Origin of the sequence: Mesorhizobium xinjiangense, assembly GCF_009749525.1 — a bacterium.
Classification (GTDB): domain Bacteria; phylum Pseudomonadota; class Alphaproteobacteria; order Rhizobiales; family Rhizobiaceae; genus Mangrovimarina; species Mangrovimarina xinjiangensis.
Window position 1 is genome coordinate 18,446 of record NZ_WOAC01000010.1, and the last position, 14,436, is coordinate 32,881.

The window sequence follows — 14,436 nt, forward strand, 5'->3', positions numbered from 1 at the left end:
CTCCTTCCTGCCGGCGGACGGTTATCCGCAGGCGGGGAAAAGCGGCGGTCCGTTAGAAAGATTCCGAAGGAATCTAGGTTAGAGAAGTTACGGGGATCGCAAGATGCTGATTCAACGCGATGAATCGACGATTTTGGTCCCCGATAGCACGAGTCTCCGGTCCCCGATGGCACGATAGTCGCGGTCCCTGATAGCACGAGACAATTCACAGCTTATCCCCAGTGCGTGATGTTGCGCGGCGACGACGACGCGGCGTTCCGAAAGGGATCGGATCGACCGGCGCGAAGGTCAGGATGTCGGGACCACTGGCGCACGGCTCGATGGCGAGGCGGTAGCCGGGCAGCGGCTGGCGCCGGACGATGTCGCGCAGGTCGTAGGCGAAATGCTTGAGCGGTGAGAGGCTGCCGGACTTGGCATGGAGATGGCCAAAGTCGAAGCTCCAGCCGAACTCCTGTTTGCCGCCATGCTTGCGCACCAGTCGGTAGAGCCAGCGCTCGAGCCCGCCGGTCAGCCTGAAATAATTGCGGTCGATCGTGAGCACGAGCGCGTCATCGAGGACCGCGCCGTAGAACCAGTCGGGGACGATCAACTCGAGGCCGAGCGGCCGTCCGCGATGGTCTGCGCGTTCCTTCCATTCGTTGATCCAGGAGAAGCGGTGCATGCGCCGCTCGGTTGGCTGGCGGATGGAGGTTGCTATGGTCGTCGACTGGAGCCGGTCGAGCGCTGCCTTCAGGCGGTCGTAATCGCGCAAGCTGACGCCGCGGCCGATGAAGTTGAGGATCTCGTAGGGTGTTGTCGCCATCAGCCTTGATGGTCGGAGACCCAGGTCGCGGGCTTCGACGATCTGCGAGGCGGCCCAGATCAGGATGTCGGCATCCCAGATGGTCGCGATGCCGTGCTCGGCGACGGCCTCTGCCCGAATCACGATGGTTCCTGCCTTGAAGTCGATTGGCGCCAGACGCTTCGATTTGGCGAGCGAGAAGAATGGATAGGCCATGAGGTCCTGCGCATCGCGCGGCGCAAGATCACCGGGCAGCGCCCGGAACAGATCGAGCTGGGCGCGCTCATCGCTTTGACGGCGGGGGGACGACATGGCGGACCGCCTCAGCGCGGGGAGCGGCGGTTACGGACCGGCGGCACTGTTTCGTGGCGCTTCGCGGGCAGGACAGTCCCGCGTGGGTCGGATGTCGAAACGATGGTGCCGCGGTCAGCCCAGGCCTGCAGATCGTCGATGGAGTAGACCACGCGGCCACCGAGCTTTCGGTAGGCCGGACCGGTGCCATAGGTGCGGTGCTTTTCGAGCGTGCGCTCGGAAAGGCCGAGAAACAGCGCTGCCTCGGGTGTGCGCAGGTAACGTGGCGGTATGCCGGCGATCGTATCGGCCATGGTCGAACCTCCGTGTTCTCGATGAGGGCCGCTGAGGTTCAGCGGCGGGTCGAGAGCACGGTGGCGACGAAAGCGCCCCGGCACGATGTCGAAGATGTCGTTGGAAAATCGACACCCCTGAAAGCGGGTGTCAGGATCTGCGCGGCCGGCGCAGCAGCGTGCGATAACCGCCTTCGACGAGCTTCAGCCCGTCGCGCGCCAACCTGATGGTGGTTTCGCGCAGGGCATTTCCGACCCAGGAAGCGGCATCGATGCGGTGTTGCAGAAAGAGGATTTGCGCGATGGTGCGGTAAGTCGCGCCCTCGATGCGGGCGTCGACGACACGCAGCATCTCACGCAGGCGATATCGGCGCTGCAATGTCAGCCGCGGATCGGGTGAGGCTGGCGGATGGCGAAGTGCTGCCCAGAACCGGTTCAGAGCCTCTATGCGATCGGGCGTGTCTTCATCAAGGAGAAGCGTAGCCGCGAACGCCACACCTGGCTCCGGCATATCGAGCAAAACCGCTGAAAAATCAGCGCCACCGATGCGAAGCTGCCGATAAGCGCCACCTCCATCGGCATCACGGCTAATCGTGGCAAGCTGTCGGCTATCAAGGGGATCGTTGCCGGGCTGGTCGGGTGCAGCGCCGAGAAAGATCATGGCGGGGTTCGCGGAAGGGGTCCAGAAGATGGGTGCTTCCAATGCGCTCAGGCTCGGGTCCGTAGCGAAATCGCAACCCCCATTTGTCGGAGAGTGCGGCGGCGCCGGATCGGCTGAGCTGTCCGTTCTTGGTCAGTTGCAAATAATCCTGTCGATAGTCCGGGTTTCGTCTGAGGAATTCCCAGGCAACTGCAGCGGGATCGAGATCAGAAATGTACTTATAAGCGGCTGCGGACCGCCAATCGCCTCCCTCGGGCATCGTTTGGCCTCCCAAGCATTCGCGTTTTGCGTGAAATGCAAGGTCATACGATTCCGGATAGATCGATGTTCGGGAAGAACGAAGACACTGACAGGTGATGCGGGTTATGCATCACCTCACAGAAGGTTAGTGGTAGCTCGAACGAACGAGATGCCGGAAACCGTGCTCGCTCATCCAGCGGGCACGCGCGATGTGGCTGGTGTAAATCCGCGAGGCCCACTCCGGATCGGTTTCAGGGTCGAGGCCAAAGATCACCTCGACGATCTCTTCCCAGCAAGCGCCGTCCGCTTCGGCATCAAGCAGCCGTGCGTAAGTTGCCATATGCCTGCGATCATAGGCCGTGAGCGCAGGCGATTGAGGCGGCTCGTCCAGGAAGTCTTGTCCCGTCACCGATTTCCCCAACGAAGAATCATGTCATTTCGCGATTTGCTTACCGTAACCCACGTTTGAGGCATTTATTGAACAGCGCGTTGAGGGGGAAGAGCGTCGAGGTAGATCCTCAAGCTATTTCCGATCCCTTCTTGCATGCATCAACATCACACCCATTCCTTGATCGGAGTTCAGAAAGACCACGCCATTGTCTTCGAAGGCGCGGCGAACCTGATCGCGCGTTGACTCATAGACCTCGAGTCCACTCTCGGATTCGAGTCGCTTGAGTGCGGTCAGCGATACACGGGCCTTGTCAGCGAGCGTCTCCTGTGTCCAACCTAGTAACGCGCGTGCGGCCCGGCATTGTCGGGCGGTGATCATGCATGATCACCGCCCATACGGACCTGCGCACATCCCAAAACTACGACTTCTCTATTCGGACCAACCGGATAGCGTGGTTTCCCACACTCTCCAGCGGCTCATTTACATACTATAGTTGATAAACTTAAAGTATGTAAATCGCGATCTTGCTGCGCATGGATATGCGCAAACTGGTCGGTCGGAACTTCGCCCGCCTGCGTCGGGAGAAGGGTCTGACACAGGAAGAGGTCGAAGCGCGTTCCGGCTTCAGCCAACAATATCTCAGTAGCCTCGAACGCGGCCGGAGGAATCCGACCGTGATCACGCTGTATGAGCTTGCCCAAGCCCTCGGTGTCAACCACGTCGATCTGATCGAGCCCGACGACGAGGTTTGAGCGGCACGCCCGCGAGGATCATGCTTCTCTTCGTGGTCGGTACGAGACTGCCACAGGATGGGATCAGAGGAGCCCGCGGGACAATCTAAATTGCGACATCACCTCGGCATCTGCCTTGGCGGTCAAGTCGTATTTGCGCGCTCGCCGTTCCCCGTCCCCTCGCGGGGAAGTGCCTCGACCGGATTTGCGCCCGGTCGAACCTTATGTCGATGGGGCCATGTCTTGTGATCGCTTGCCCCAGTCGAACTCCGTTCCGTCGACCCACATACGATGAAGGATCACCGCAATTTTGCGCGCCAGCGCGATGATCGCCTTTTTATGGCCTCGGCGCTGCGAGATCTCTGCCCCAGGCTCTATGCGCCGACCAACGCTTCACCGTATCGCTCCGGTGAAGGCCGCCTTGCGGCTGAGGGTGAACATCGGAAGTCCTAGGGATAATCCTAGGAGTAGCTCTATGACGATGCCAAGCGTTGAGTTGATCACGTCGGTGGAGAGACGCCGGCGCTGGACGTGGGAGGAGAAGGAGCAACTCGTTGCGGCCTCCTTCGAGCCGGGCATGACAGTCTCGGAGGTTGCGCGCGCTGCGGGCATTGCTATCGGTTCCTTCTATCGACATGCTCGCTTACCCAGTTCACGAGAACATCGGCGACCCGGAGGTTGTTCTCGTCCTGCATGAACATGTGGCTGTTGCCCTCCAGGCCAACATCCGGAAGCGAGATGAAGGTCATGTCGCCACCCGCAGCTTCGATCTGTTCCATGTGTATGACGCAGGCCGCATCGGGGTCCTCCCCGAGATAATCACCAACGATCACCAGGATCGGAACCTCAGCCAGGGTCTGCACCTGATCGTCGGTCAGGTTAGAAAAGCAGCCGGTTTCGAGCTGTATGATGCCCTTTATGCCGCCCTTGTTCTTCAGAACCGCCTGCGTCGGAAAACCCGCTGACTGCGAATGGCCGACCAGAACGGCACCACCGAGCTCTTGCGCGAGGGTGGCAACATTCTCGACAGTCGGGTTACTTGTTTCCGGCGAGGTCAGTTCGCCGAGCAGGCTCGGTACTTGCGTCTCGATCGTGTCTGGAATGACCTGCTTGTAGAACTCGTCGACATGATCCATCGGGAACTGCACGCTGGGCCAGGCTTCGCCCAGCTCCGGGCCGAAGCGGAAGACCTTCCAGGCCATGTTCGAGGTGCCCAGGAAAACACGCGGCTGCTTGCTGGGCGGCACGCTCCCGACACGTACCTGGTTGAAGATCGTCGCGTTGAAGCCGGAGCGCGCGCGCCCCGTCTGCTCGGCCATATAGGTCGGGAAGCCCTGACGGGTGAAGTATTCGTACCAGCCCATGCGGCCATCTGGCGTCGTCTCCCACTGTTTCGAGGAGAGCAGGCCGCCGTGCATGAAGACGATCGGCGTGTGCGACGGTTCCGGTGGCGTCTGGAACTGGACATACATCTGATCGACCAGCACCTCGCCGGCTTCGAACGATTGCCCGAACACGTCTTTCATTTCGCTCCATCCGGCGTTTTCCGTCTCGACGGTTCTGCCACCAACGAAGAAGCTTCCCTGACTTTGTAGAACGAGTGGTTCTGGAGACGGCTTGAGATCGGAGAGTGATTGTGCGGAGGCGCTCGTCGCCGCAAATGTAAGTGCGATTAAGCCAGCGTTCCGCATCAAAGACAGCGTATTCATAAGTATCCTTTGCGTGGACTCTGTTTGGTTTGTTGCAGCAAGAGGGCGTGGCTAGGGTGGTGCGCTATTGCACGCTCTTTGCTGGTAGATTATCCGTAACCAACATCGTGCTTGGTTTAAACTAGCGATGATCGCATTACAGTTGTGACAAAACGCACCATGGATCGCTGGGATGAAATCCGCATGTTTCTTGCTGTCGCAGAAGGCGGCACGGTGCGCGCGGCCGCGGAAGCACTTGCCGTCAATCACGCTACGATCATCCGTGGCATCGGGCGTCTGGAAGAGAAGCTCAACACGAGGCTTTTCGACAAGCTGCCGTCCGGATACAGACTGACGGATGCGGGGGCCGACATCGTGGAATTGGCCAAGCAGATGTCGATGGCGTCGTCTCAGATTGAGGCGAAGATTTTCGGGCGTGACCAGAGCGTATCAGGACCTTTGAGGCTCACGCTCCCCGTTTCATTCGCGACCGACCTGTTGATGCCGACACTGGTGGATTTCAGGGCTGCCTATCCCGATATCGCGCTGGAAATCATCGGCTCGGGATCGGTGGCCAATCTGAGCAACCGGGAAGCGGACGTCGCCCTGCGCGTGGTTGTTGGCGACGGAGCTCCGCCAGACAATCTTTACGGAACGAGGCTCTGCGAATTCCGTACGGGATTCTACGTCCAGAGAAATCTGATGACAGCCCAGTCGACCCCTGCAGCTTGGTTATTAGGAACCAATGAGGCCGTTCCAACGGATTGGCATCCAGAAGGCGGGATCAGGATGACGACCACTCCGATCCGATTTACAGAGATGCGATCGCAGTTCGAAGCCGCCCGCGCGGGCATGGGGATTACATTCTTGCCGTGCTTTCTGGGCGATGCTGATCCCATGCTTGTCCGTGTGCCAGGAAGTCCGGTCACATGCACTGGGGACATATGGTTGCTGACACATGGCGACACGCGGCAAACAAAGCGCGTGCGCCTCCTTTGTGATCACATCCGCACCTCGATGCGAGGTTTGGCTGGAAGAATGGCAGGACAAATCGAAAGCGGCGACTCCGAGTTTCCTTGATTGCAGCTAGCATGAACGCTTCGGCGGTCCGTGAAATTCTTCGCCTTGACCTTCAATTTGATGGTCCGCTGAAAAGAAACGCCACCGGGCGAGTCCCGGAAATATGCGGTCTGGCCTCGAAGCTGCAGTTTGGGAGCGCCTGAATACCCCATCTATTTTAGTCGTTCTTGCCGTGGATTGCCAGACTGAACAACCTGAATAGCATGATTTTCGGACTGCTGCGCTGCAACTGATTCGGCTGTATGGCGTTGGCAGAACATCCGAGCGAAAATCGCCGCCTCAAGGCGGAGATCGGGGGCCGAAAGCCCCCATCCGGTTCAAGCGAACGGATCGATCTCTTCGACGACAGTGTCATCGTCGCCGTCATATTCGGTGGCGGGCATGACGCTCAGGGTGCCGTCGCCGGCGCGGAAGATGACGATCGTGACCATCAGGGTGGTGGCGAGGCTGAAAGCGAAGGTGTGAGCATCTGTAAAGGACATTTTTCGGCTCCTGTTTGGAGGCGGGGACTATTCCCCGCTCGACAGGCGCCCTAAGTGTTTTGATCTCGGCCGCGATCACCGCCGAGGCGAAGCCTCGCGCGGCGGCATGCATTGCATAGTCCGACCCTCCATGGGTTGATCGTGGAAGGCCGGGATTGAAACCAGGGTCAGCCTCAAAGAGCGGGGTACGGTGCCTGACGACCGGAGCCGGAAATCCCTGCAATACTCAGTGTCGAAGCCTGCCGACGCCACTGTCATTTCCACAAGTTAAACGGAGCGCTCAGAAGAAAACCGAAGTAGGCTGGGAACGTCGCGATTTGAGTGGGACTGGCAGGTTTCGGGCGTCCACCCCGGGAAAGCTGCCCTTCACCTGGTCGACCAGCTTCGGCGGCAACGCGCCCTCGAATCGGACGCAGAGATCAGCTTCGCTGCTTCCTGAAAGCAGACCTTCCAGGCGATCACGCTGGAGGTCGTGGTTGCGCCAAAGAACGAACCCGCTCGCGGGAGGGCGCGGGCTTCGAGGGCTGCGGTTTATCGGCAGCGCCGGTGATGTTGTGATCGATCAGGGGTGACGGACGGCCATCGACCTCCGAGCATGAAGTGTCAACCTTCAGCTTGAGAGGAGCATCCGATGACCGTCCCTTCGCATCCATCCGGCAACGCGCTTCGCGAGCGCATGATCGAAGACATGTCGCTGCGCGGCTTCACCGAGAAGACGCGGCATGACTATATCCGTTGCGTGAAGGCGTTTGCAGCCTTCATCGGGCGTTCGCCTGACACAGCGACGCCCGAGGACTTGCGCCGTTTCCAACTGCACCAGACAGAGGCCGGCATGCAGCCGCCGGGCATCAACAGCGCGGTTTCGGCCCTGCGCTTCTTCTTCACGGTGACGCTCGACCGGCGCGATCTGGCCCGCCGTCTCACCGTCGTGCGCCAGCCGCGCAAGCTGCCCGTGGTGTTGAGCGTCGAGGAGGTGGCGCGGCTGCTCGAGGCCGCACCCGGGCCGAAGTACAAGGCTGCCTTTGGCACGGCCTATGGCGCTGGGTTGCGGGTCTCCGAGGTGGTGGCGCTCAAGGTGAGCGATATCGACTCGACGCGCATGCTGATCCGCGTCGAGCAGGGCAAGGGGCGCAAGGATCGCGATGCCATGCTGTCGCCACAACTGCTCCGACTGCTGCGCGCCTGGTGGCATGAGGGCAAGCGCCGCGGGGTGATGCTGCCGCGGGGTTGGCTGTTTCCAGGCCGCAATCCGATCACGCCGCTGTCCACGCGGCAGCTGAACCGCGCCGTCCACGCCGCGGCGCACGCCGCCGAGATCGGCAAGCGGGTGACGCCGCACACGCTGAGGCATTCCTTCGCCACCCATCTGCTGGAACAAGGCGTCGACATTCGTGTGATCCAGGTCTTGCTCGGACATGCCAAATTGGAGACGACCGCGCTTTATGCCCGCGTCGCCACCAAGACGATCCGCACCGTAACGAGCCCGCTCGACCGCATCAGGCTGCTGGCAGACGACGAGGCGCGACCGGACGGGTGACGCGGCGGCGGTGCGCCGCCCGTCCCTGGAGGTCGCCGACATCTTCCATCGCCATGGCGCCGCCTGGCGCGCGGCCCATGCCGGCCATGTGAGCCTCGGCCAGTTGAAGGTGATGTCGGCGATCGAGAGTTGCCGCACCGCCGCCCTCGGCGGTCACGTCGAGGCCTGTGAGGACTGCGGCCACAGGCGCATTGCGTTCAACAGCTGCCGCGACAGGCACTGCCCACGGTGCCAGGGCGCGGCGGCAAGGGAATGGCTGGCCGCGCGAAAGGCCGATCTGCTGCCGGTCGGCTACTTCCACGTCGTCTTCACCCTGCCGGCCGAGATCGCCGCCATCGCCTATCACAACAAGGCGGTGATCTATGATCTCCTGTTCCGCGCCGCCTCGCAGGCCATGCTCACCATTGCCGCCGACCCCAAGCACCTGGGCGCCCGCATCGGCATCACCGCCGTGCTGCACACATGGGGCTCGGCGATGACCCATCACCCGCATGTCCATATGATCGTGCCCGGCGGCGGCATCGCGCTCGACGGGGAGCGGTGGGTGTCCTGCCGGCCCGGCTTTTTCCTGCCCGTGCGCGTGCTGTCAAAACTGTTCCGACGGCTCTTTCTCGACAAGCTCACGGAGGCCCATGCCGCCGGCCGGCTGATGTTCTTCGGCGATCATGCCGGTTTGAGCGAGTGCCGCGCCTTCACTCAATTCCTGGCGCCGCTCAGACGCAAGAACTGGTTTGTCTACGCCAAGCCACCCTTCGCAGGACCCGAGGCCGTGCTGGCCTATCTGTCACGATACACCCACCGCGTCGCCATCTCCAACAACCGCCTGATCGCGCTCGACGAGGCCGGCGTGACCTTCCGCGTCAAGGATTACCGCCGCAACGGCCAGGAGCGCTACCGCACCATGACGCTCGAGCCGGACGAGTTCATCCGCCGCTTCCTGCTCCACGTCCTGCCCAAGGGCTTCCACCGCATCCGCCATTACGGGCTGCTGGCCAGTGCCCACGCCAAGGCCAACATCGCCCGCGCGCGCGACCTTCTCGCCGCGCCCCAGCCCACAGCCGAGGGCGATGATAGCGCCCCAACCGATTGGCGGCCGCCATGCCCGTGCTGCGGCGGCCGCATGATCATCATCGAAACCTTCGAACGCGGCGGCAACGCCCGCGCGCCGCCATCCGGCAGCCGGGCAAGCGGAGCTCGAGCTTCATGATCGTGACCCGCTCATCACTGCGCGTTATCTCGGCCGAGGGACCGTGCCGTCCCCGGATGAATGGCTTCGTGCGCCGCCGCTCACAAACCCAAACTTCCCGGCTCACGACGCTGAAACCGCCGGCTCTGCGACGGCCAACCTCCGGCAGACATAGCATCGGCCGGCCGTGCCCGCACCCCAACCGCATCATTCCCTCCCGCAAAGCGAAACCATGCGGCGGCTGCGGACCAGGCAATTCCATCAAATCCCCATAGCGCAGAGACCGCACTCTGCATCCCGCGGGTTCTTTCCTGGGGGGCTTTCGGACGCCGGCCCCAGCGCCGCCCGCAACGTCGATCGCCGGCATCCGAAACCCTACACATAAGGGGTCATCTATTTCAGCACTTCAATGCCGACATTCGATCAGTTTCCTCCAAATTAGCTTCTCCAATAGAGCTGGCGTCTTGGATTGCACTGCCCCTATAGTCTGACCGGCTAACAAAGGGGGTTGGCGCGGCATGATTGAATGGCGCCGTGGTGGCTGGACGGGCAGCTTGAACAAACGGGTACGACAGGAAGTTCGCGAACATATGCGGACTAATTCCGCAGCACAGCGATGCCGTTATCCTTGGTCTCTGCGGTTGTTAAAGAGCTTCTTTGCTGACCGCTCATTTTTGCAGTTCGTCGCAATTTACATCGGCATTGCCGCCATCGTGGCGCTGCTCGAGATTGTCATCCCGCGCTATGTGCCGGAACTCCTCCCGCAATGGACGCGATCCGGTCCTCCGGGCGCCGACATCAAGGTGCTGCTGACCAACGTTGCCAGCTACCTCATCACGGCACAAGTTGGGGTGTTGGGCGTAATTGCCATCGCAATTGGCTTGGTGACCCTCATTGCACAGAGGGAAGACGCAGGAACCGATGTGAAGGTCTACTATCACGAGTCTTTCGCCGTGGAGGTTGTGGCGAGCAGCCTTGCGCTGCTGTTCGTGCTAATTGCGCAGTTGCTCTGGCCACTGCAATTTCTGCTTCATCGCTTCGGCGAGGGCACTGAGCTTCAGATATTCAAGCTCTTTCTGACGGCCGTCCATATGGGTTGGCTGCTGGTGAATCTCTCGGGACTCGCGCATTTCATCACAACGACATTTCGTTTTGTTCAGAAGTCTGCGCGCGAGCAGCTTCGCGAACGCTACACTGCGAATGTCGTTCAGCCCGTGGAGATGACGAGGCAGCTCCGCCTCAAACTCTATGAGATGGCCGGTTCCGACCTGATCGAGACCGATGCGACTGGTGGGCGCGGGACACGACAAGACGATCTTGTCGTTACATTCGGCTTTGATTGGGGCAAGCCGGATGATGTGGAACTCGAGAAGAGCTTCGTTCGACCAGCGGTCGTTCACGATGTGAGAGTCCGCTGGGTGCGATGGGTTGCCACGCGTTGGTGGCGGCGCTGCCTTGCCAATCCATCGGGCGGGCGCAACTCTAGGGTCGGCGGACTTGCAGCTGACAAGCCACTCCTCGTGTTCACACCGCAACTCGATGAGCCACTTAGGGGAAAGGTCGCGTGGTGCTGGCGGCGAGGTGGCGTGCCCCTGACCCGTTTCGAGCGCTGGGTCGTGGAGTGGAGCTTCAGGTTTAGGAAGGCATCAGATGAAGCATGACTTGCCGACACCCGATCAGATAATGGAGGAACTGGCCGACAAGGCTGCAGTTCAAATCGATCGTCTCGCGCCGGTGGCATTTGACGCGGCGCTAGACGAACTGATCCGATACCACCAATTTCTGCTTTCCCTGAACGCTACGAGTACACCTGATGGAGCCGCGTTCAGCTATGCTGAAGTCGCGAGCGGCTTCCTTCCGCGCATTCCGCATCTGCAATGGCTTAGACAGTATCGCAGGCTCTTCGAACGGGCTGCCGATAGGATCGGCGAGGACTCATCTTTCATTGAGAAGCTTGCCTACGTACCGCTCAGGTTGTTGCCAGGCCCTGCTGATCCCGAACCGACCTCGGCAGTTGTCATAGCCATATTGAACCTGGGCCCGACGCTGATGCATCGGTTGGAGGATTGGGTCACAAAACGAACTGTAGCCGAAAATCCAGAAGGACAAGCTGCAAGCCAGCGGTTGTCACTGGCTGGATCGGACCGCAAGGCGTATGAAAGCGTCCTGCCCAACATTGTCGGTGCCTGGGAAAGATTGCTGCAAGGCCGGCCATCATTTTACCAGTGGCGGGACAAGCACGAACTGGACGCCACCGAGCAGTGGTCTGTCTTCGCCAAAAGTTGGCCGTTTCTTTCTCAGCATCTGCATAATACTGCTTATATGCTGGCCGTTGCGGTCTGGAATGAGGACGAGGTTGGTGCCGATCTGTTTCGAGATGCGCTCGTCCGTTGGCCGGAGAATCTGAGCCATGAACTCGCTGATCAGGCTGATTTGATCAATCGGCGATTACTGTATCCTGATGTGTTATCCTTGGAATGGTCCGCAGCGCTCGAACGTGTGAAGCCGATTCTGCCGCACTTTCTGCCGTCTCCGTCACCGGATCAATTGTTTAATTGCATACTGCGAAGCGCACACGACGACTGCATTCTGCTGACAGCTGCGCTGCTGCTGTCTTGGCACATAGATGAGAAGCAGATCTCCGATATCGGTGGACGCACGGCCGCAGCGCTGCTCCGTCGGGAGCTAGCCGACGGTGATGATGCGATCGCGGACTCGCCAGCGGCGGGGCCTTCCTTCCGCTCTGTCTTCTTGGATTTCCTGCGAGTTGACATCGCTGGCGAGCGATTTCGCGATGAGGGTTACGGCCGCGAGTTGGATAGGCTGGTGTCGACGCTGGATGGCATGAGCGAGCGCCGCGTTGTACCTGGCCGCGTGTTCAGCCCCTCCACGTTGCACGATCGAGAAGGTTTGTACTCGTCAATCCTGACTATTCTCGTCGCTCTCGCGCCGTCAGAAGGTGACGACGGGTTGGGGCAGCGAATTGGCGAATTGGCGGAGAACGAGCCGGCACTGCCAGATGCCGACCGTTCGCTGCGCAATCTTCTCCAGCATCTCCGCGCTCTCTCAGATCGGCTGGGTAGCCTGCCAGCCAAGCTGGACCGTGGCATAGCTGCGATACGAGCGGACATCAACGTCGAAGCGGCATCTGCCTCGCTCAAGACAGTAGTAGATCGGATATGCGCAACGATTGAGGGAGCGCGAGAGAGGCGGCTCACAGAGAGGCCAGTGGATGGAAAGAAGATTGAGCAGCTTCGTTCAGCCATTGATCAGGCATTGCTTACCCCGCCTGCTAGTATCCATTCGTTCTTTCGCGGCTACGGCCTCGGTAGTGAGGAAACAACAGACAGCGCCGAGGCCTTCGAGTTTAGGATTACCGGAATCAAAAAGGGCCAGCTCGTTGAACCTCCAATGGATTTTGACATGGTTAGTTCCACTGAAAGCTTGGCCAACATGACGTGCAACAATGCAGCCAGACACATATGGGCATCGCTCACACGGCGCCCGAGAGAAAATCTAGAGTTGGATTTCCAGATTCAGGAACTGGGTTTCTGGCGTGGCGTTGTGCAAGCGGCCGGCCGTGTTGGCCCGGACCCGGTCTTGCTGATCTCAAACCGAGAGGAAGGCCGCGTCTTGCGCCGACGCTTCATCTACGTACGGGGAGACGAAAAGCCGCCGGTCAACGTAGTGCGAAAGCCACGCGATGATACGGGTGATCTCTACATCGCCACGATTGACGGTATCGATGTCCACGGCGCCGATTTCGAGCCGGGCATCGCTTGGCTGTTTTCTGCTCGCTCCCTGCAGGCTGTCACATACCACGCAGTCGGCGACTCAAATCGTCACGTTGAACTGAGCTTTGAATCAGACGACGGAATTACGGGCGCGCTGCTTGTTCGCTATAGGCAGTCGGTCGAATGGGCGGACACACCCGTCGTCGAGATCAAATTGCGAGCTCCGGATGCTGACTCTACCGATGGGCCGGTATCGCCTGCCACATAAGCGCGGGATGGGCTCGCCCTGCTCATCGAGAAAGACTCGATGACGGTGGTGGCAGGTCGATCCTTGAACCTAAGAATATCGAAAAGCTTCATTATGGATCTGCTAGGCGTTTAACCATGGAGAGTCTGCGCCCTAAAGGATAAATTGGCAAGTATTGGCTATCGTTATAAATCAGAAGCCGTTACGGTATCTTCTGTTTCAACTCGCATGGGGAATTATGTGGAGCGCTTGAGATGCGCATACTGTGGCTCAACGGATGAAAAGCGGACGAAGGAACACCTTTGGCCGGCTAGCATCCACAAACGCGTTGTCGCATTGTTGGACGGGGGCGAGCAAAAATTCTGGCTTGCTCGTTTGGATAAGGCACTCCCCAACGAGCCTATCATTCGGGATGTTTGTGCGGTTTGTAACAACGGTGAATTGTCGAAGCTAGATAATTATATCTGCGAGGCCTTCGATCGTTATTTTGGCGTCATCCGTGATCGTGGAGAGGAGGTCACGTTCGAATACGACTACCATTTGCTGAAACGCTGGTTGCTGAAGATGTCGTACAACTCAGCGCGCATCAGCGGTTCCGACGTGCCCGTCTTTCAACCGTTGATACCGTACATTATGGGGCAAAACATATCCGCAGGACGAACCGTGAGGCTCTTCCTGGAGATGACATATCCTAGTGAAATTCCCGCGGACGAGAGGCAGGCCGGGATGCCGGCGATCGTGAGGCCGGAAATCAACCGTGTCGGGTTCTTTGGCTACAACGCGTCGACCGGAACCAACATGCTGAGGGCAGTGCACCTGCGAAGCTTCAGCTTTCTTCTTGCCTTCCTACCGCGCGCCGCAAGCGCGGCGTCAGTGCAAGCTTTCGTTACGGAGTTTCTCTCACGCCGTCCCTCAGCCCGCGAGCTTAGGGCTTCTACTTTGCGAGTAACATTATTTTGTGACGGAATTGATTGTTGGAAATCGATCAAGTCGGGCATGGCGCACCGCATCCATTTCAGCCGTTGAGGGCGGTCCAGAATGCACCGATAACTGGACGTAGTTGGCTGATCCAAGCATGTTTGTCGAAGTAGTAC

At 59.8% G+C, this 14,436-nt stretch carries 16 protein-coding genes and 1 pseudogene; 8 read left to right on the plus strand and 9 right to left on the minus strand.

The genetic code is table 11. The features are described 5' to 3' along the window. Positions 1-205: 205 nt before the first annotated feature. The 6 genes from GM909_RS11980 to GM909_RS12000 form a co-directional block, all read right to left on the minus strand. The gene (locus GM909_RS11980; RefSeq protein WP_157016626.1) at positions 206-1,093 is read right to left on the minus strand and encodes a replication initiator protein A; all 888 of its coding nucleotides are present in this window, start codon (positions 1,091-1,093) and stop codon (positions 206-208) included. 11 nt (positions 1,094-1,104) lie between these two features. Continuing rightward, positions 1,105-1,386, minus strand: a complete 282-nt coding sequence (locus GM909_RS11985) for a helix-turn-helix transcriptional regulator (protein ID WP_157016627.1) — start codon at positions 1,384-1,386, stop codon at positions 1,105-1,107. Between the two features lie 130 nt (positions 1,387-1,516). Then, positions 1,517-2,026: a DUF2285 domain-containing protein gene (locus GM909_RS11990; protein WP_235911857.1), complete on the minus strand. Its 510-nt coding sequence runs from the start codon at positions 2,024-2,026 to the stop codon at positions 1,517-1,519. Then, a complete protein-coding gene (locus GM909_RS26010) occupies positions 1,977-2,285 on the minus strand; it encodes a transcriptional regulator domain-containing protein (protein ID WP_235911858.1) in 309 nt (102 codons plus the stop codon). The genes GM909_RS11990 and GM909_RS26010 overlap by 50 nt, the downstream gene beginning before the upstream one ends. Before the next feature lie 126 nt (positions 2,286-2,411). Beyond that, positions 2,412-2,675, minus strand: a complete 264-nt coding sequence (locus GM909_RS11995) for a DNA -binding domain-containing protein (RefSeq protein WP_157016628.1) — start codon at positions 2,673-2,675, stop codon at positions 2,412-2,414. Between the two features lie 114 nt (positions 2,676-2,789). Next, the gene (locus GM909_RS12000) at positions 2,790-3,035 is read right to left on the minus strand and encodes a helix-turn-helix domain-containing protein (RefSeq protein ID WP_157016629.1); all 246 of its coding nucleotides are present in this window, start codon (positions 3,033-3,035) and stop codon (positions 2,790-2,792) included. A gap of 155 nt (positions 3,036-3,190) precedes the next feature. Between GM909_RS12000 and GM909_RS12005 the strand changes: the two genes are divergently transcribed. Further along, entirely contained in the window at positions 3,191-3,409 is a 219-nt protein-coding gene (locus GM909_RS12005; protein WP_157016741.1) for a helix-turn-helix domain-containing protein, read from the plus strand. Between the two features lie 201 nt (positions 3,410-3,610). Here the strand turns inward: GM909_RS12005 and GM909_RS26015 are convergent. Then, a pseudogene (locus GM909_RS26015) lies at positions 3,611-3,803 on the minus strand (hypothetical protein); the annotation flags it as partial. 66 nt (positions 3,804-3,869) lie between these two features. On the opposite strand from GM909_RS26015, the gene GM909_RS26485 reads away from it, so the two are divergent. Next, positions 3,870-4,085, plus strand: a complete 216-nt coding sequence (locus GM909_RS26485) for a transposase (RefSeq protein ID WP_407941289.1) — start codon at positions 3,870-3,872, stop codon at positions 4,083-4,085. Here the strand turns inward: GM909_RS26485 and GM909_RS12015 are convergent. Continuing rightward, a complete protein-coding gene (locus GM909_RS12015) occupies positions 4,003-5,097 on the minus strand; it encodes an alpha/beta hydrolase family protein (protein WP_157016631.1) in 1,095 nt (364 codons plus the stop codon). The two genes, GM909_RS26485 and GM909_RS12015, sit on opposite strands and share 83 nt — an antisense overlap. Positions 5,098-5,256: 159 nt before the next feature. Between GM909_RS12015 and GM909_RS12020 the strand changes: the two genes are divergently transcribed. Then, entirely contained in the window at positions 5,257-6,156 is a 900-nt protein-coding gene (locus GM909_RS12020) for a LysR family transcriptional regulator (protein ID WP_157016632.1), read from the plus strand. Positions 6,157-6,473: 317 nt separating this feature from the next. On the opposite strand, the gene GM909_RS25765 is transcribed toward GM909_RS12020, so the two are convergent. Continuing rightward, the gene (locus GM909_RS25765) at positions 6,474-6,638 is read right to left on the minus strand and encodes a hypothetical protein (RefSeq protein ID WP_198174221.1); all 165 of its coding nucleotides are present in this window, start codon (positions 6,636-6,638) and stop codon (positions 6,474-6,476) included. 631 nt (positions 6,639-7,269) lie between these two features. Between GM909_RS25765 and GM909_RS12025 the strand changes: the two genes are divergently transcribed. From GM909_RS12025 to GM909_RS12045, 5 genes are all read left to right on the plus strand, one after another. Continuing rightward, positions 7,270-8,175, plus strand: coding sequence for a tyrosine-type recombinase/integrase (locus GM909_RS12025; RefSeq protein ID WP_157016633.1), 906 nt, complete (start codon positions 7,270-7,272; stop codon positions 8,173-8,175). 10 nt (positions 8,176-8,185) lie between these two features. Continuing rightward, complete coding sequence (locus GM909_RS12030) at positions 8,186-9,382, plus strand: IS91 family transposase (protein ID WP_157016634.1); 1,197 nt, start codon at positions 8,186-8,188, stop codon at positions 9,380-9,382. A gap of 533 nt (positions 9,383-9,915) precedes the next feature. Continuing rightward, on the plus strand, positions 9,916-11,022 hold the full coding sequence (locus GM909_RS12035) for a hypothetical protein (RefSeq protein ID WP_198174222.1): 1,107 nt from the start codon (positions 9,916-9,918) through the stop codon (positions 11,020-11,022). Beyond that, the gene (locus GM909_RS12040; RefSeq protein ID WP_157016636.1) at positions 11,012-13,363 is read left to right on the plus strand and encodes a hypothetical protein; all 2,352 of its coding nucleotides are present in this window, start codon (positions 11,012-11,014) and stop codon (positions 13,361-13,363) included. The genes GM909_RS12035 and GM909_RS12040 overlap by 11 nt, the downstream gene beginning before the upstream one ends. Positions 13,364-13,507: 144 nt before the next feature. Continuing rightward, on the plus strand, positions 13,508-14,368 hold the full coding sequence (locus tag GM909_RS12045) for a hypothetical protein (RefSeq protein WP_157016637.1): 861 nt from the start codon (positions 13,508-13,510) through the stop codon (positions 14,366-14,368). Positions 14,369-14,436 lie beyond the last annotated feature (68 nt).